At 30.8% G+C, this 17,025-nt stretch carries 18 protein-coding genes, 1 tRNA gene and 1 pseudogene; 15 read left to right on the top strand and 5 right to left on the bottom strand.

Going from position 1 to position 17,025, the window contains the following annotated elements; translation table 11 throughout:
• Positions 1–119: 119 nt before the first annotated feature.
• The 7 genes from SM9_RS02970 (at position 120) to SM9_RS02940 (ending at position 4,924) form a co-directional block, all read left to right on the top strand.
• The gene (locus SM9_RS02970) at positions 120–1,244 is read left to right on the top strand and encodes a hypothetical protein (protein WP_058738722.1); all 1,125 of its coding nucleotides are present in this window, start codon (positions 120–122) and stop codon (positions 1,242–1,244) included.
• A 41-nt stretch (positions 1,245–1,285) separates the two neighbouring features.
• Positions 1,286–1,966, top strand: a complete 681-nt coding sequence (locus tag SM9_RS02965; protein ID WP_058738721.1) for an MIP family channel protein — start codon at positions 1,286–1,288, stop codon at positions 1,964–1,966.
• Between the two features lie 90 nt (positions 1,967–2,056).
• Positions 2,057–2,734 (top strand): UMP kinase, encoded by a 678-nt coding sequence (gene pyrH / locus SM9_RS02960; RefSeq protein ID WP_058738720.1) that lies wholly within the window; start codon positions 2,057–2,059, stop codon positions 2,732–2,734.
• A gap of 12 nt (positions 2,735–2,746) precedes the next feature.
• The gene (locus SM9_RS02955) at positions 2,747–3,535 is read left to right on the top strand and encodes a TatD family hydrolase (RefSeq protein ID WP_058738719.1); all 789 of its coding nucleotides are present in this window, start codon (positions 2,747–2,749) and stop codon (positions 3,533–3,535) included.
• A gap of 13 nt (positions 3,536–3,548) precedes the next feature.
• Positions 3,549–3,740: a DUF2116 family Zn-ribbon domain-containing protein gene (locus SM9_RS02950; RefSeq protein WP_058738718.1), complete on the top strand. Its 192-nt coding sequence runs from the start codon at positions 3,549–3,551 to the stop codon at positions 3,738–3,740.
• A gap of 10 nt (positions 3,741–3,750) precedes the next feature.
• Positions 3,751–4,089: a heavy metal-binding domain-containing protein gene (locus SM9_RS02945; protein WP_058738717.1), complete on the top strand. Its 339-nt coding sequence runs from the start codon at positions 3,751–3,753 to the stop codon at positions 4,087–4,089.
• Complete coding sequence (locus SM9_RS02940; protein WP_058738716.1) at positions 4,076–4,924, top strand: hypothetical protein; 849 nt, start codon at positions 4,076–4,078, stop codon at positions 4,922–4,924. Before SM9_RS02945 ends, SM9_RS02940 begins: the two co-directional genes overlap by 14 nt.
• Here SM9_RS02940 and SM9_RS02935 read toward each other — a convergent pair.
• Entirely contained in the window at positions 4,899–5,708 is an 810-nt protein-coding gene (locus SM9_RS02935; RefSeq protein ID WP_058738715.1) for a sulfite exporter TauE/SafE family protein, read from the bottom strand. The two genes, SM9_RS02940 and SM9_RS02935, sit on opposite strands and share 26 nt — an antisense overlap.
• A gap of 56 nt (positions 5,709–5,764) precedes the next feature.
• Between SM9_RS02935 and SM9_RS02930 the strand changes: the two genes are divergently transcribed.
• Together SM9_RS02930 and SM9_RS02925 are read left to right on the top strand one after the other, a co-directional pair.
• Entirely contained in the window at positions 5,765–6,904 is a 1,140-nt protein-coding gene (locus SM9_RS02930) for a hypothetical protein (RefSeq protein WP_232299165.1), read from the top strand.
• 19 nt (positions 6,905–6,923) lie between these two features.
• Positions 6,924–8,822, top strand: a complete 1,899-nt coding sequence (locus SM9_RS02925; protein WP_058738714.1) for an MJ1255/VC2487 family glycosyltransferase — start codon at positions 6,924–6,926, stop codon at positions 8,820–8,822.
• A gap of 20 nt (positions 8,823–8,842) precedes the next feature.
• On the opposite strand, the pseudogene SM9_RS02920 reads toward SM9_RS02925, so the two are convergent.
• Both SM9_RS02920 and SM9_RS02915 read right to left on the bottom strand, forming a co-directional pair.
• Positions 8,843–9,742: pseudogene (locus SM9_RS02920) on the bottom strand (transcription initiation factor IIB); the annotation flags it as partial.
• Between the two features lie 71 nt (positions 9,743–9,813).
• Positions 9,814–10,101 (bottom strand): Gar1/Naf1 family protein, encoded by a 288-nt coding sequence (locus tag SM9_RS02915; RefSeq protein WP_058738712.1) that lies wholly within the window; start codon positions 10,099–10,101, stop codon positions 9,814–9,816.
• A 325-nt stretch (positions 10,102–10,426) separates the two neighbouring features.
• Here SM9_RS02915 and SM9_RS02910 point away from each other — a divergent pair, with 325 nt between their 5' ends.
• Positions 10,427–11,758, top strand: a complete 1,332-nt coding sequence (locus SM9_RS02910) for an IS4 family transposase (RefSeq protein ID WP_083495816.1) — start codon at positions 10,427–10,429, stop codon at positions 11,756–11,758.
• A 227-nt stretch (positions 11,759–11,985) separates the two neighbouring features.
• On the opposite strand, the gene SM9_RS02905 is transcribed toward SM9_RS02910, so the two are convergent.
• Positions 11,986–12,723 (bottom strand): RraA family protein, encoded by a 738-nt coding sequence (locus SM9_RS02905; protein ID WP_058738710.1) that lies wholly within the window; start codon positions 12,721–12,723, stop codon positions 11,986–11,988.
• A 426-nt stretch (positions 12,724–13,149) separates the two neighbouring features.
• Here SM9_RS02905 and dnaG point away from each other — a divergent pair, with 426 nt between their 5' ends.
• The 5 genes from dnaG (at position 13,150) to SM9_RS02880 (ending at position 16,868) form a co-directional block, all read left to right on the top strand.
• On the top strand, positions 13,150–14,370 hold the full coding sequence (gene dnaG, locus SM9_RS02900) for a DNA primase DnaG (RefSeq protein ID WP_058738709.1): 1,221 nt from the start codon (positions 13,150–13,152) through the stop codon (positions 14,368–14,370).
• 141 nt (positions 14,371–14,511) lie between these two features.
• The gene (locus SM9_RS02895; RefSeq protein ID WP_083495916.1) at positions 14,512–15,117 is read left to right on the top strand and encodes a biotin transporter BioY; all 606 of its coding nucleotides are present in this window, start codon (positions 14,512–14,514) and stop codon (positions 15,115–15,117) included.
• Positions 15,118–15,158: 41 nt separating this feature from the next.
• The gene (locus SM9_RS02890; RefSeq protein WP_232299194.1) at positions 15,159–15,542 is read left to right on the top strand and encodes a DUF1284 domain-containing protein; all 384 of its coding nucleotides are present in this window, start codon (positions 15,159–15,161) and stop codon (positions 15,540–15,542) included.
• A 57-nt stretch (positions 15,543–15,599) separates the two neighbouring features.
• A tRNA-Gln gene (locus tag SM9_RS02885) sits at positions 15,600–15,671 on the top strand.
• Between the two features lie 30 nt (positions 15,672–15,701).
• Complete coding sequence (locus SM9_RS02880; RefSeq protein ID WP_058738707.1) at positions 15,702–16,868, top strand: ATP-grasp domain-containing protein; 1,167 nt, start codon at positions 15,702–15,704, stop codon at positions 16,866–16,868.
• On the opposite strand, the gene SM9_RS12150 is transcribed toward SM9_RS02880, so the two are convergent.
• Positions 16,861–17,010, bottom strand: a complete 150-nt coding sequence (locus tag SM9_RS12150; protein WP_198144421.1) for a hypothetical protein — start codon at positions 17,008–17,010, stop codon at positions 16,861–16,863. The two genes, SM9_RS02880 and SM9_RS12150, sit on opposite strands and share 8 nt — an antisense overlap.
• Positions 17,011–17,025: the final 15 nt, after the last annotated feature.

The following is a 17,025-nucleotide window of genomic DNA, read 5'->3' as shown; positions in this document are numbered from 1 at the left end:
TATAAATTTACTTTATAAAAAAATATTCTATTTTAATAAGAATTTAACCCTACCCCATGAAAACTTTAATTAATAGGTAAAACTAAAACTAATTATAACATTTAAAAAGGATGAACATGATGAAAAAAGAATGCATAATTTTAATTTTTATATTTTTATTATTATCCTCCAGTGTTGGACAGGTTTGTGCTGCAACAACGGTATTTCTAACCTCAGACAACATTATGGGAGAAGATAATGATAAAAAAATGTTAAACTCCATAAAAAACTATGTAGAGGAGTTAAGCAATGGAGAAATTCAAGTAATTGTTGATAGTGAATCACCAAATCCTGGAGAAGCAACAAGAGGGATAGAAAGTGGTGCCAATGTAAGTGTAAACCTTGCAGCGGCAGACCCCGGAAACCTTTTGGTATTGGCAAAATTTGCAGCAAATACTAAAAAGCCATTAATCTATGTAAATACAGGAAATTTTGATTTGGATACAGAAAAGTACCTGAGAAGAGCATGGGACGACAATTATTCATCAAAAATATTTGCAGGACTGAATTCCCCAGGAACATTTCTTAAAGATGCTGGTGTTGCATACATTCAACCACTAAAAGAGTTCCCCGATGCAGGCAAAAATGGAAACTTGGATAAATATAGCGAAGATGTGAATAAATACATTGCCAAAGAAATAGTAAAAAATATAGGTAATATTTCATTTAAAAACTATGATAATGATTTAGTAGTCACACATAAACTGGATCCATCCAAAATGGCCAAAGCAAGTCAGGAATTATATGAAAGCGGAGATACTAATATGAATGGAACATATAATTCATATACTGCCCCGCAAGTCTTATACTTAACAAGTTCATATTTAAACGGCAATGGTCTTGAAAACCCCAAACAATACGATGCTCCAACAAATCCAGAACAATATTCAACATTTGCAAAAAATTCATATTCAATTAATGATTATGTCAAAATGGGAGGAATTGTAAAACAATATATGGATGAAAACGGAAGAGCTCCAGACTACATAGAATACAACGGCGCCAAACTCAGTTATTATGATTTGCAATACAATTTTGCAAAAATTACTGAAAATCATACAGACAATACCCATATGGATTTTGCAAGACAGTATCACTTTGACAAAATTAATGAACCAATAATATTAACAATGTTCCCTTATATCTGTGCAATTATTGTTTTGATTTTAGCATGTGCCGGATTAAGAAGAATTAGGCGAAAATAAATATATAAGTTAATTACAACCTTTATAATGTAGGTGAATTTATGAAAAGATATATAAGCGAATTAATCGGAACAATGGTTCTAGTTTTATTCGGGTGTGGAAGTGCCGCTATCGCAGGTACAGTACTCGGTAACTTAGGAATTGCTATGGCATTTGGTTTATCCATTGTAGCTATGGCTTATGTTATTGGAGACATCTCAGGATGCCACATTAACCCAGCAGTATCCATAGGAATGTGGATTGACGGAAGAATGGAATTAAAAGATTTAATCATGTACATTATTTTCCAATGTATTGGTGCGATTATCGGTACTGCAATCCTTGCAATGTTAATCAACTCCGCACCATCCCTTGGCGGATACATGGCAACTGGATTAGGTCAAAACGGATTTGGAGCGGCTTCAAGTGTTGGAATTAACTTATACGGTGCATTAATTACTGAAATAATTTTAACATTCGTATTTGTATTTACTGTACTTGGAGTTACCAGAAGTGAAAAAACCGGCGTTATTGCAGGAATCGTAATTGGTTTAACCCTTGCATTCGTACATATTATGGGAATCCCATTAACAGGTACATCAGTTAACCCTGCACGTAGTTTAGCACCAGCATTATTCATGGGCGGAGTAGCTCTCCAACAAGTATGGGTATTTATCGTAGCCCCAATTATCGGTGCAGTCATTGCTGGTTTAGCACACAAAGGATTATACACAGAGGAATAGATTATTCCTCTTTTTTTATTTTTTTAACCCAACCATCATTTTAAAAACTTAAATATAATAGAATTGATATTTAATATATAAGGTGAATATATGAAAATAGTTGTTGCAATTGGCGGATCAATTCTATTAAAAGATTACGACAGTACAAGATTCAAACAATACAGTGAAATTTTAAAAGAATTAACAGAAGAACATGAATTATTCATTGTTGTTGGGGGAGGAAAACCTGCAAGAGAATATATCAGTGTTGTTCGTGATTTTGGAGCTGGTGAAGCTCAATGTGATGATATTGGAATTGAAGTTACTAGAATTAATGCTAAATTATTATTGTCTGCACTTGGAGATGTAGCGTATCAAAGAGTACCTCATAATTTCCAAGAAGCATTGGAATTTGCATCCAGTGGCAAAATCATTGTCATGGGTGGAACTGAACCTGCACACAGTACTGATGCAGTATCTGCTATTCTAGCGGAATATGTACATGCAGACAAATTGATTAATTTAACTTCAGTAGATGGAATGTATACAAAAGATCCCAACAAGTATGACGATGCTGAACTTGTAAGTGAAATTACAGCTACAGACTTGCTTGATTTCCTTAATGGAAAAGACATGAAGGCAGGAACCTACGAATTCTTTGACACGACAGCAGTTCAAATGATTAAAAGATCCAATTTGGAAACCGTTATTGCAAATGGTAATGAACCAGAAAATCTTATTAAAGCAATTAATGGTGAAGACATAGGTACTAAAGTCATAAACGAATAAATAGGTGATTTAGTGGATAATTTAATCGATATTGGTTTGAATTTGATGCATTCTTCATTTAAAAAAGATAGAGTCGAAATTATTGAAGAGGCAAAAAAGGTTGGTGTAAAGCAATTCATCATTACAGGAACCAATATACATTCAAGCCATATGGCTCAAGATTATGCATCCAAATATCTGGATACATTGTTTTCAACATCAGGAGTTCATCCCCATGACGCTAAAACATGCAATGGACACACAATAAATGAACTGGAAAAAATAGCTGATGCTGATTGTGTAGTGGCTATTGGAGAGTGTGGTCTTGACTACAATAGAAATTTTTCTCCACAGGATTTGCAAAGAAAATGGTTTGAAGCTCAAGTGGAACTTGCAGAGACTTTAGATATGCCTTTATTTTTACATGAAAGAGAAGCTCATGAAGACTTATATAAAATATTAAAAAAGCATGATGAAATTGCTTCAAAAAGTGTTGTTCACTGTTTTACTGGAACAAAACATGAAGCACAGAATTATATTGATTTAGGTTGTTATATAGGTGTTACCGGATGGATTTGTGATATGAAAAGAGGAAGGGATTTACAGGAGGCTGTTTGTGTAATTCCTCCAGAAAAGTTAATGATTGAAACAGATGCACCGTTTTTAATTCCTAAAAATTTTGATAAAAAACCTAAGAAAAATAGAAATGAACCAAAATATTTACCCCACATACTCGAAACAATAGCTCTTTGTATGGGTATGGATGTAGAAGAACTTGCATTGCAAGTAACTTCAAATACAAAAGAATTTTTTAAAATATAAGATAGGTGATAATATGGCAGTAGACCCACACAAACATTGTCCAATTTGCGGAACTCCGATTCCTTTAGACGAACTTGTATGCTCCCCAGACTGTCAGAAAGTATGGGATGCAAGATTAAGTCAAACAAAAAGAAGTAGACTCATATTATATGTAGTGATAGCTATATTCTTAATAATTTGGGCGGTAATGACATTCATGAAATAGATGTGATAATGTGATATTAACATCCGCAAATACACTGGAAAATAAAAAAATAATAGAATATAAAGGCCTTGTTACTGGAGAATCATTAATAGGGGCTAATATCTATAAAGATTTATTTTCTGGTGTTCGTGATGTTGTAGGTGGTAGAACCTCCAGATATGAAGATGAGATAAAGAAAGCTCGGGACATTGCACTTAAGAGTATGACCGAAAAAGCAGAGCAATTAAATGCAAATGCAGTTATCGGGCTAAAAATTTCATATGACAATCTTGGCGGTACCATGGGAAATACAATTTTAATTACTGCATATGGTACTGCAATATTCTGTGAAGAAAATGAAAATCGATAAACAAAGACTAAGAAACTTACAAAAAGCATTCAATATCATTGCTTTAGGTACAGCATCTGGTCTTGCAGTTTATGCCTTCTTTTTATATTTCCATATTGATATTTTCGGATGGAATTTAGGTCTTATATTTGCACCATTGGCTGCAGGTTATGTTGAAACAATACTCGCAAAGCATTTTATCGGTGAGGATATCGGTGCAATCAGTGCATTCATTTTATTTATTGTAACCGTCGCTTACGGATTTATTATAAACAATCCAACATTGGGATATAACATCATAACATTCGGATCAATAGTTATTATTATCCAAGCAGCCATTCCGACATTCATCAACTACTTTGGAATTGTTGTTGTAGTTGGAACATTATCATATCTTACAGGATTCTTTAAAAATTTGACTGATAAACTTCGAAATCATGTAAGAAGACTTATTGGTAAACCAGAACTTGAAGTTATTGAAACTGTAGAGGAATTCAACGAAACCAGAAGCAATAATATAATAAATTCACAGAAATTTATTTTCATAACAAGTACAGACCCCAAAGATTTGGATTATGACATAATCGGATTTCATTATGCGACAAAAAATATAGACAGAAATACACATATTCTTCATTTATCCCCGGAAAATGTGGAAAAAGAACATCTTAACGAATTAAAAAAAGGTAAGGATGAATGTTTAATCAGATTAGCATCTGAAATTAAAAAAAATGGTGGAAATGGTGTTGTTGATTTAGATATTATATATTTTTTAAATGGAATTGGAGGGTCTGAATTTCAGATTATCGCTCGTGGAATGGGTATAAAGATTAAGGAAGAATACCCAACATCTTAAGAGCAATATATAATACAACAAATCCAAATACTTGTTTTAAACGTTTTTCAGGTAATTTGTGTGCATATTTCGCACCGATTTGTGCTAACGGAACTGAAAAGCATGCAATTAAAATAAAATTGATAATGCTGACATAACCTAAGGAAAATGGGAATGTGTTAACTCCCCAACCCGAAATAATATATGATATTGTTCCTCCGATTGCAGTTAGAGAAATAAATACTGATGAAGTACCTATTGCCCTAATCATAGGGAATCCTAAAAGCATCGTTAGAATGACAATCAAAAAGATTCCACCACCGATACCCAATAATCCTGAGAAAAATCCGACAAATAAACCTGTTAACATTATAGTTATGAAATTAAAATCGAATTTGGCTTTGTTTTCCTTTTTATCTTTTGAAATAATGTTTCTAATAGCTATGAATAACAATAAAACGCCAAAAATTATTTCCAATATATTAGATGGCAACATGGAAGCGACAAAACCTCCGCAAAAGCTTCCAATAATACCAAAGATTCCAAGTTTTATCCCCGGCTCAATGATATTGTCCAATTTTTGAGCATGCTTATATGCACCGCTTGATGCAGTTGGAATAATGATTGCCAAACTAGTACCCAATGAAATCAACATTGCAAGGTCAGAAGATAAACCAATATATTTTAAAAGAAAATATTGGAATGGAACGATTAAAAAACCACCGCCAACACCCAAAAGACCTGATGCAAAGCCGGCAACAATACCTATCAAAATCAAGCCAATATAATATTCTATTGCAAACATGTTAAAATCACATCTAGTAAATAATTTAAATATTATTAATTTAAAAGTTATTTATAATGAATATAAACAAATCTATATTAGTTGGTATACTATTTATAATAATTGCCGGTGTGCTTTTTATAAGCAATATCTTAAACCCAATTGTTCATCCAATAACATACTTATTTTTAATGGGATCATCTAAAGGAAAAGACATAATCTTTTTTGGATTGATGGGATTTTTTTTAATTTCAACACAGATATTTAAAGATTTAAAAGTTGATTCAGATAAGTTCCTAAAAATTACATTGGTTTTAGGTTCAATCACATTAACATTGGGAATACTATTAGAAGTCCTGTTCAGATACCAGATGGGAATCGGTCTCAACACCATTTTCATGACTATCGGAAAAAGTATTTCATCAACAAGCATTCTGCATACACACCTGCTAAAATCTGTTTTCGGAAACTTTATAACCAATTTAATAGGACCATTTATTGGAAAAGAGATTAATACCGGTATTGGACTATATCAATACATTCCAGAAGTTGGAAAATACATAATTTTACTAATACCTATAACAGGAATCACATTATTGCTGGCAATCAGAAACAGAAGATTTGTCCAAACATTACTGCTTTCATTTTTCGGATGCTGCCTGTTGATTGGAGCTTTAGATGGAGGATTATTCTCAACACCAGGAATTACAGGAATATGTGGAGTATTTTTAATTTTAAGAAACGGAATCTGCATAGAACAGATTGTCGATTATATCCTAAACATTGACAGAAACCTGTGTGAAAAATGTAAAATTCTACCGGAATTTAAAAATTTCAAATATGTAATCATTACCCTGATAAAAAGATACCTTCCATATATAGTAGCAGGATTTATAATAGCTTTAAGGTTTTCAATTGCAATAATTGGAGCAAATACTGAATATTATGAAGTGAATGTTGTTAATCCTGCAGATAATATAGAACTGAACGGATTCCCAATAGAAAATATAAGCCACAGCAACAACAAAACAACATACATCATGAATTCAAATTATAATGAAATGGAATTGCTGAATGATTTGAAAATGCCTCTGAATAATTCATGTGATTATTATACCGTATCGTGGAACATAGTTTCATATTTAGAACCTAATCATCCAATAACCAATATATTAACTGAAATTATAAATCTATATAAAAATTTTTATACTTATTAAAGATAAAATATTAATTAATATGATTTTTAGTATTATTATTCCAACATATAATGAAGAAGAATATTTGCCGACACTGTTGGACAGTATAAAAAAGCAAAACTTCGATGATTATGAAATAATTATTGCTGATGCCAACTCAACAGACAGAACCAGAGAAATAGCTGAAGAATACGGATGCATTATCGTTGATGGCGGTATGCCTGCGGTCGGTAGGAATAATGGTGCTAAAGTTGCGAAAGGAGACTATTTACTTTTTTTAGATTCTGATTTGAAACTTACTGATGATTATCTAAGAGACGTCCTTTATGAATTCCAAATGGAAAGACTTGGAATTGCTATTACACAGATGAAACCATTGTCAAAAAAATCAGAGGATAAGATATGGCATGATTTAGCAAATTTATTTATGGTAAGTGTTGAAAAAATCAAACCTCACGGAGCAGGATGTTATGGAATAATCGTAAAAAAAGAACTCCATGAAAAATGTGGAGGATTCAATGAAGAATTAAATTTTGGAGAAGACAGCGATTATATAAATCGTCTGGGACATGTTGAACAATTCAAGGTTTTAAGAAAGGCGAAAATAGGTGTGTCAACAAGAAGACTTGAAGAAGAGGGCATTCAAACACTGATACAGCAGTATGGAAAAAGTACTCTAAATGATTTTGTCGGTAAAAAAACTGATGCAGATGATTTAAATTATAATTTTGGACATGATAAAGAACAATTAGATAAAAATAAATTAGATAATTTTGCTACTGAATCTGAAAGAATAAGTAAAATGTTTGAAAATTATGATAAGTCTGCAGAAAAAATAAACAATGCAAAAACTTATTTCAAAAAGACACAAATGAAAAAAAATAGGTCCAAAAAAATAGTCTTTTATTGTGTCTGTGGTGAAGGAATGGGTCATGCAATAAGATCAGGAGTAATAATAGACAAAATCAAAGAAAATTATGATATTTACATATTCTCACATGACCGTGCATATGAATACCTGAATGAGAAATTTGATCATGTTTATAAAATCGGCGGATTCAACACTGTTTATATTAACAACAAAGTGAATAATTTAAAAACACTAATTTCAGCCATTAAAAGAAATCCAACCAATATCAAGGTAGGATATCATGAATTATATAAAAAGGCAAGAGCATTATCACCTGATATAATCGTTACTGATTTTGAGCCATATGCGACAATTGTATCTAAACTTCTGCAAATTCCATTAATAAGTTTAGATAATATCCATATGATTACTCAAACAAAAATTGACTATCCCAAACATCATCAGGCCGAAATGCTTAAGGCAAAAGGAGTGATAAAAGGTTATGTTGTAAATCCAAAGTTCCACATCATGACCAGCTTTTTCTACCCAAAAGTCAAGTCCAGAAAAAAGGCTGTGATTTATCCTCCCGTAGTCCGTGATGACATATTGAAATTAAAGCCAACGACAGGAGATCATATAATAGTCTATCAAACCAGTAAGGAAAGTGTTAATCTGGTTGAAAGATTAAAAAAGATTGATGAAAAATTTATCGTTTATGGATTTAATCAGGATAAAGTTGATGAAAATCTTACATACAAACCATTCAATGAAGATGAATTCTATGATGATTTGGCCAGTTCAAAAGCAGTAATATGTAATGGTGGATTTACATTTATAACCGAAGCCATAACACTTAAAAAACCAATTTTCAGTGTTCCGGCTATTGGAAACTTTGAGCAAACATTAAACGGATTTTATGTTCAAAAATTAGGATACGGTGAATACCACGAAGAAATGAGTGTTAAAAAGATAAAACGATTCCTAAAAAGACTTGACAAATACCAAAACAAATTAAATAATGTTAAAATATACAGCAATGATTTAATCATACGAGAATTAAAATACCGTATCGAAAAATATTCTAAATAAAAAAATAAGTTTTAGGTGAACTATAAAGTTACACCCATATCTAACTGTTCAGTTAATTCTTTATATCTGTTTCTGATAGTTACTTCAGTAACACCAGCAATGTCAGCTACATCCCTTTGGGTTTTTCTCTCACCCAATAAAACAGATGCGATGTATAATGCAGCAGCCGCTACACCGGTTGGTCCTCTTCCAGAAGTCAAACCTTTATCCATTGCTTTTTCAATAATTTCAATAGCTTTAGATTGAGCTTCACCAGACAAACCTAATTCACTTGCAAATCTAGGAACATAATCTACTGGAGATGTTGGTGGTAATTTAATATTTAATTCTCTTGTAAGGAACCTGTAAGTCCTACCAACTTCTTTTTTAGTTACTCTAGAAACTTCAGCAATCTCATCTAATGTACGTGGGACGTTACATTGTCTGCATGCAGCATATAATGAAGCTGCAACCACACCTTCAATACTTCTTCCACGAATTAACTTATTATCTACTGCACTTCTGTAGATTACAGATGCTGCTTCCCTTACACTTCTTGGAAGACCCAATCTTGATGAATCCCTATCCAATTCAGATAATGCAAATGCCAAGTTACGTTCAGTAGCACCGGAAATTCTGATTTTTCTTTGCCATTTTCTTAATCTGTACCATTGAGCACGATTTCTTGCAGGAATATCACGACCATAAATATCCTTATTCCTCCAGTCAATCATGGTACTTAAACCTTTATCGTGAATAGTGTATGTTATCGGAGCACCAACCCTTGTACGTTTATCTCTTTGTTCGTGGTCAAATGCCCTCCATTCAGGACCCATATCTACTAAATTTTCATCAATAACTAATCCACAATGAGAACAAACAACTTCTGCTCTTTCATAATCTCCTATTAATTCTGTAGAACCACATTCAGGACAAACAGCAGCCTTTTTATTTTCTTCTTCACTTTTTCTTGCAGTCCTATCTGATCTTTTTCTGCGTCTAGGAGCCTGATTTACTTCTTCTGAAATGTTTTCATCCTCCGTTTTTTACGTTTTTTAGATTTTGGTTTTGATACAAACAGTTTCTCACCATAATTTCTTTTTATTCTGTCATAATCTGCTGACTTAAATAAACGAATTGAAATGTATGGTTGTTTAGTAGGTCCAAATACATAGCCCACCTTCCCAATTTTATTTTTATTACTGTCAAAAACTATACCACCACTAGTTGGTGTTTGGGAAGACCTTGCTATCAATTTACCAGAGTTTGCAATATGCAAACTATTTCCTAAGAATTTCATATAATCAAACTAAAAATTAAATCTGTATCGTTTATATGTTTAGAATATTCCCATATATAAAGGTATCGATATACTTATCATTCCTAGAAACTTAAGGATTTAACTTATTTTTAACTATGTTTTCAATATTGAAAACATCTAATTTTTATTTATTTTAATTGAATCAAACGTTATTTATTTTAATACTTGTTTAATTACTTTTAATTTATTTATATCTTATTTTAATAATTATTAATAGTTTATTTTAAATATTATGAGTTATATATAATTATATATGTAATTGAAGTTTTTTGATTACGAATTTAGTTAATTGGAGGAGTATTTTATGTATTCTTTTGATAGGTTTATCAAAAATTTTTTTCGATTATTTGAGTGTTTTATATCAAAAAGATATATTACTGAAGATAATCGATTTATTAGGGATAGAAAAATGACTCAAAAAGAATATACTGCATTTATTCTTTCCCAAAGGAGCTGTACTAGTTATATTGAAACGATTAGATTTTTTACTATGTGGATGAAGAAAGATTTTGAAACGATTTCGAGTCAGGGAATTGGAAAACAGAGAATGTTTATTGACCCTAAAGTGTTTATTGACATGTATGAATGTTTTATTGATGAATTATATAACAAATTTCCAGGATTTTCAAAATTTAAAGGATATATTGTCAGTGCGTGTGATGGGAGTATTGTTGATCTTCCAAATGTTACTTTAACACGTGAAGAATTTCCTGTTGGTGATGAAAACTTGTTAAAAGAAAAAAGAATTCGTGCAAGAGTTTCATGCGTATTGGATGTGCATTCCAAACATATTTTAACTGTAAAAATTGTTGAAACAGTAGTAAATGAAATTGATTTAGCAATAGAACATCTAAATAACTTAAAACAACGATTAGACATCACAAAATTAATTACAATTTATGACAGGGGTTATCCATCAATCGAATTAATGGCAAAAACTATTGATTTGAACTCAAAATTTTTAATAAGACTACCAAAAAACGTATTTGCACATCAAATTAAACAAATGAAAACCAATGATGAAATAATACAAATCAACATGACAAACAACAGATTAAAGAAATTTGATGATGAAAATTTAAAAGAAAAAGCAAGAAAAATGGGACGATTAGAAATAAGAATAGCATTAATAGATATTGGAAATGAAGAACCAGAAATACTAGCAACAAATTTAACACCAGAAGAATTCTCAACAGAAGATTTAAAAGAATTATATGCAAAAAGATGGACAGTAGAAACAGGATTCGATAGATTAAAAAATCTCATCGAAATCGAAGATTTCAGCGGAATACGAAGACAAATAATCGAACAAGATTTTTACGCACATATATTCGTTTATAACCTAGCAATAACCATAAAAAACCACGCAGAAAACAATATAACAAGAACACCCAGAAATAAAGATAAAAAAATAATTTATCAGTCGAATTTCGCAAAAATAATAGGAAATATCTATTTATTCTTCTTTGACATACTATTTGGATCGAGAACAAAAAGAGAAGAAATAATCGATTTTATAATAAAAGAAGCATCCAAAGAACTAACACAATACGAAGAACATCAATATGATGAAAAAGAGCGAAAAACCCCAGATGTTAATAACAAACATCCGGGAAACAAGAAAAAAACACTCTAATCAACAATTCAACACACAAAAATTAGTGAGTTTTTAAATCTTGTTTAATTTTTTGTTCACAAATAATATAAAAAACTTACGAAAAATCAATTATCCATACCAAAATAATATAACAATGTTATTAAAAACCAATTATGATGAAAAATTTCATCCAAAAATATATTAAGTTTCTAGGAATGATATACTTATATATGGAAATATAAACTTATTTAAATAATTTTATATTTTTATCTCAACCCTGCCACCTGAGATAAAGACTTGCCTGAATTTAAAATGTCAACAATATTTTTTTCTTTAATCTTAATTTCCAAGGTTTTGTTCATGACTTCATTGAACAATTTTTTAGGAATTATAACCACGCCGGTTTCATCACCATATAAGAAATCGCCAGGAGAAATTTTAATAGATTCCAATTCCAAATCAATGTTAATTTCACCCAATCCCAAAGCAGACCCTGCATTTGGTCTAAAACCACATGCAAAAATAGGATAATCCATATATAACAATGCATCCAAATCACGCACACATCCATAAACCAGTGTCGCCTTAAGGCCATTATTCTTTGCACATGTGGAAGCCAGTTCGCCCCAGATTGCCGCATCCATATCACTGGTTTCAACAAGCAATACATCACCATCATTCGCCTCATCGATAGCTAAAGTGATAGTTCCCCAGTCATCACTATTCGTTTTGGAAGTAGTAATCCTACCCCAAGTCTTTAAGTTATTGATAGATTTCAAGTTATATAATACTCCTGATCTGCGGGCAATTTGATTATATGCATCGGAAATCTGACAACTTGAAACCTGATTTAGAAATGAATTCAGATTAATGTATTCATCGTAATTCTGACCATCATATGTTAAATCATCAATTGTAATATTATCTAATGAAATATCTTTTATATCTTTTATTTTAGTTAAATCTTTTTTATTATGTAATAAGTCTTGAGGTTTTATAGACATTAAATCACCATTGTATTAATTTATATGGAATTATCAAATAAAAAAATTTCTATAAACAATATTTTATATATTAGTTTAACCAAAATAATAATTGTAGTATTTGAACAATACTTATTTATTATATGCTTAAGAGTTAATTTATTCATTATTATTAATTTATCATTTATTTGATTAACAGAAAAGGAGAAAATTTAATTATTAAAAAAGGATTTAAAACAAAATAAAAGAAAATAACAAATTTAAAACAATTAAAACAAAATTTAAACCCGAATAATTAAATTTTCATTTGCACTTTTACTCTTTTTAGTATATAATAGATTTATAATCAAAAACATGTTTATCGTATAATTTATTTATTGCCTAAAAATAATTATGATTTTTAGAAAAATATAAATTAACCCGATTAATAAGCTAGGAGGCTTAAATATGGGAAAAGGCGAAGAATTAACTACAACAAAATATTTAATCCATGCACAAATTAATGCAAATGGAATTGTAGAAAAACCTGATGTTGTCGGAGCAGTTTTCGGACAAACTGAAGGTTTATTAAGTAATGATTTAGATTTAAGAGAACTTCAAAGGACTGGTAGAATAGGTAGGATCCAAGTCAATATTCATTCTAATAGTGGAAGAGCCAAAGGAGAAATAGTAATTCCTTCAAGTTTAGACAGAGTTGAAACTGCTATTCTCGCAGCATCCTTAGAAACAATTAATCGTGTTGGACCTTGTGAAGCCGAAATCCAAACTTTAAAAGTTGAAGATGTTCGTGCTGTAAAAAGAGAACAAGTTGTAAACCGTGCAAAAGAAATCTATAAAAACATGGTCGAAAGCGTTGGTCCGGCAAGCATGAAAATGATTGAAGAAGTGAGAGAAGCAATGCGTATTCATGAAATTTCAGAATATGGGGACGACAGGTTACCTGCAGGTCCTAGCATACACACTTCAGATGCAATCATTGTTGTTGAAGGACGTAGCGATGTTTTAAATTTACTCAAATACGGAATTAAAAATACTGTTGCTGTTGAAGGAGTCAGTGTCCCACAGGCTATCGGCGATTTAAGTAAAAAAAGAACTACCACAGCATTCGTAGATGGTGACCGTGGTGGAGAATTAATCTTAAAAGAACTTTTACAAATCGGTGATGTTGACTATATTACACGTGCTCCTAAAGGAAAAGAAGTTGAAGACTTGGAAAAAGATGAGGTTTTAGTTGCACTCAGAGACAAAGTTCCTACTGCACAATTTTTAGCAAGTCACAACATTCTTTCAGAAAACAACAACAATCACCATCACAAAAAACATGACAAACATACTCATCACAAAAAACAAAAATACAACAAGGAACCAAAAGTTGAAATTGAAGATGATGAAGTAAGTTTAATGAAAGACATGTTAAAAGAATTTGAAGGCACAGGATGCGGAGCAATCTTGGATGAAGCATTAAATATAACTAAAGAAGTATCCATCGAAGATATCTATGAAGAAATCAAAAATATTGAAGGAAGTGCGGATACTGTGATATTTGACGGTATTATCAGCCAAAGATTAGTTGACGTATCATCCCAAAAAGGAATTAAAAAATTAGTTGCCTTCAGATCAAACATTGTCAAAAAACCATACAACTTAAAAATTATTACCATCGAATAGAGGATTACCCATCCTCATTTTTTATTATTTTTTCCAATTATATCCATACTCTTTTTGAATGTTATAAATTTTCTATAATTATAAATATTAATAAAGATAAATATTAATAAGGAAATTAAATAAGGAGGAAATTTAATGAATATAAACATTGAAAATTATTATACTGCTAGAAAAAATGTCTTTGAAAGATTTAACGAATCTAGTACAATAACAAAAATTGTTTTTTCATTTTTAATGGCTTGTATTACAGGTTTAATGGCTCAAATAATCATTCCTCTTCCATGGACTCCTGTCCCAATTACTGCCCAAACATTTGCAGTTTTATGTTCAGGATTATTCCTTGGTAAAAGATATGGATGTTTAAGCCAAATAATGTATGTTGTTTTAGGAATTGCATTTGTCCCATGGTTTGGGGGAATGACTGGTGGATTAGATGTATTGCTCGGATCTACTGGAGGATATTTAATCGGATTCATTATTGCATCATACTTTATTGGTTATATTACTGACAAATATGCAAAAGCACGTAATTTTACCCGTATGTTTGCAGTTATTTGTGTAGCTAACTTTGCATTAATTTATATTCCAGGACTTTTAGGTTTAGCATTATGGATGTACTTTGCTCAAGGTACTGTTGTTGGAATTGCAGATCTTTTAATGATGGGTCTTGTTCCTTTCATCTTCGGAGACCTTGTTAAAGTTGCAGGTGCAGCTGGATTATCCAAAGTTTTCTTACCAAAAGACTAAAGGTTAATTTTAACCTTTTTACTATATTTTTATTGATTGATATGGAATTAAGAGGTCATCATTTATTATGCATTTTAGGTTTTCAGGGTTATGGCTACAGTGAGGATTTTGTTTTGAATATGACCCGAATTAATGAATTAAGAAAAACCGATAAAACCACCATTAAATTAATTAATAGTTCTGACGACATTTGTTCCGCTTGTCCGAATTTAAAAAATGACCTGTGCGAAAACGAAATGCAAAATGAAACCATTGTAAAAATGGATGAAGAAGTATTATCCGAATTTGATATTAATAAAGAGTATAATGCAATAGATTTATTTAATGAAGTAATTTTAAAATTCAATACATTAAAAAGTGTTGAAAATATTTGCAATGATTGTAAATGGGCGGAAAAATGTTTATTTTACAAAAAATTAAAATGAACGATACCTTTAAATACTACTTAACTCATATATTAACATGTTGTTATATTACAACATAGTCCCGTAGGGTAGTGGTAATCCTTCTAGGCTTTGGACCCGGAGACGGCGGTTCGACTCCGCTCGGGACTATTCTAACTAACTTTTTTTATGAGATTTTTTATGGAAAAGCTACTGCTTATTGGAATAAATACAAGAAGTATGCTTAATAGTGCGTTGAAATTAGATTATGAAATCTTTTCTACAAGTTATTTTTCTACATCAGACACACCACAAATAAAAAACCAGAAAATAATTCTTGAAGAAAAGAATAATGAAAGTTCAGGCATTTTTGAAGACAATTTTAACAGTTCTTATATTCTGGAGACTTCAAAAGATTTTATTGATGAAGCAGACTACATCATCCCAATTTCCGGAATTTCACCTGGCGAATTTTCCAAAAAAGATCAAAAAAAGATTTTAGGAAATAAAGACGTTAGCCAAATAGAAAATAAGTTCAAGTTTTATGAAAAAATCAAAGATGAATTTACTGTTCCGGAGACTTTTTTAATAAAAGATGTAGATGAAGCAATTGAAATTAGTGAAAATAAACCTGAGGTTAAATATATAATAAAACCTGTTAAAGGATCAGGTGGTTATGATATTAATCTTTTAAATAATGATAGCACTATTCAATTAAATGATAGTGAAAATTATATCTTGCAGGAATATATTGATGGAATAAATCTAAGTTCATCAATCCTTGCAAGAAAAGACATCAAAAAAACCATAATGAACTCAAGGCTGTTGACTGAAAATGATTTTAAAAATAATAACAGCTACATATACATTGGAAACATCCTGCCTTTAACAAAAGAAAGCATTCTTTCAAATATAGGAAATATCGATGAAATAAATAAACAAATGATAGAAACATCACAGAATTTAGCATATAAATTCAATTTAATAGGTTCCAATGGTGTGGACTACATATTAAATGAAAACGGATTATATGTAATTGAAGTTAATCCAAGAATACAGGGTACATTTGAATGTGTGGAAAAGTCACTTCAGATTAATATGCTAGATGCACATATAAAAAGTTGCATGAATGAATCTGTCGAAATCCCAAAGGCAAAATATTACTCATATAAAAAAATAATCTATTCACCATGCAGAAACAAATATTCAAAAATAGATTTAGACAATATTTATGACCTGCCACATATTGGAACGATAACAGAAAAATCAGAACCATTGCTTACAATAATCGACAAAGATACCGATTTTAAAAAATTATATGAAAAAGTAGAAAATAGCTCTCGAATTGTAAATCAAGAAACTATATAATGCCAACAAGATGAATTATAAAAAATAAAAACCCTACTGTAATTAAAAAAGTAGTAATAATCATACCATAAGTCATCCATCTAAATAGTTTAGCTTTATTATCTGGATCAGCTAAAAATTGGTCTATTGGATTTCTTTTCATTAATACACCATAAAA

Origin of the sequence: Methanobrevibacter millerae (assembly GCF_001477655.1) — an archaeon.
GTDB lineage: Archaea > Methanobacteriota > Methanobacteria > Methanobacteriales > Methanobacteriaceae > Methanocatella > Methanocatella millerae_A.
The sequence above is the reverse complement of the archived record's forward strand: the minus strand, read 5'-3'. Positions and strand labels throughout refer to the sequence as shown.

What these genes read in the sequence shown, in the direction of transcription:
- SM9_RS02965 (WP_058738721.1), top strand. Translation starts at nt 1,286, where the DNA reads ATGAAAAGATATATAAGCGAATTAATCGGAACAATGGTTCTAGTTTTA.
- SM9_RS02970 (WP_058738722.1), top strand. Translation starts at nt 120, where the DNA reads ATGAAAAAAGAATGCATAATTTTAATTTTTATATTTTTATTATTATCC.
- SM9_RS02880 (WP_058738707.1), top strand. Translation starts at nt 15,702, where the DNA reads ATGGAAAAGCTACTGCTTATTGGAATAAATACAAGAAGTATGCTTAAT.
- SM9_RS02905 (WP_058738710.1), bottom strand. Translation starts at nt 12,723, where the DNA reads ATGTCTATAAAACCTCAAGACTTATTACATAATAAAAAAGATTTAACT.
- SM9_RS02925 (WP_058738714.1), top strand. Translation starts at nt 6,924, where the DNA reads ATGATTTTTAGTATTATTATTCCAACATATAATGAAGAAGAATATTTG.
- SM9_RS02930 (WP_232299165.1), top strand. Translation starts at nt 5,765, where the DNA reads ATGAATATAAACAAATCTATATTAGTTGGTATACTATTTATAATAATT.
- SM9_RS02935 (WP_058738715.1), bottom strand. Translation starts at nt 5,708, where the DNA reads ATGTTTGCAATAGAATATTATATTGGCTTGATTTTGATAGGTATTGTT.
- SM9_RS02950 (WP_058738718.1), top strand. Translation starts at nt 3,549, where the DNA reads ATGGCAGTAGACCCACACAAACATTGTCCAATTTGCGGAACTCCGATT.
- SM9_RS02890 (WP_232299194.1), top strand. Translation starts at nt 15,159, where the DNA reads ATGGAATTAAGAGGTCATCATTTATTATGCATTTTAGGTTTTCAGGGT.
- SM9_RS12150 (WP_198144421.1), bottom strand. Translation starts at nt 17,010, where the DNA reads ATGAAAAGAAATCCAATAGACCAATTTTTAGCTGATCCAGATAATAAA.
- SM9_RS02915 (WP_058738712.1), bottom strand. Translation starts at nt 10,101, where the DNA reads ATGAAATTCTTAGGAAATAGTTTGCATATTGCAAACTCTGGTAAATTG.
- dnaG (WP_058738709.1), top strand. Translation starts at nt 13,150, where the DNA reads ATGGGAAAAGGCGAAGAATTAACTACAACAAAATATTTAATCCATGCA.
- SM9_RS02910 (WP_083495816.1), top strand. Translation starts at nt 10,427, where the DNA reads ATGTATTCTTTTGATAGGTTTATCAAAAATTTTTTTCGATTATTTGAG.
- SM9_RS02940 (WP_058738716.1), top strand. Translation starts at nt 4,076, where the DNA reads ATGAAAATCGATAAACAAAGACTAAGAAACTTACAAAAAGCATTCAAT.
- pyrH (WP_058738720.1), top strand. Translation starts at nt 2,057, where the DNA reads ATGAAAATAGTTGTTGCAATTGGCGGATCAATTCTATTAAAAGATTAC.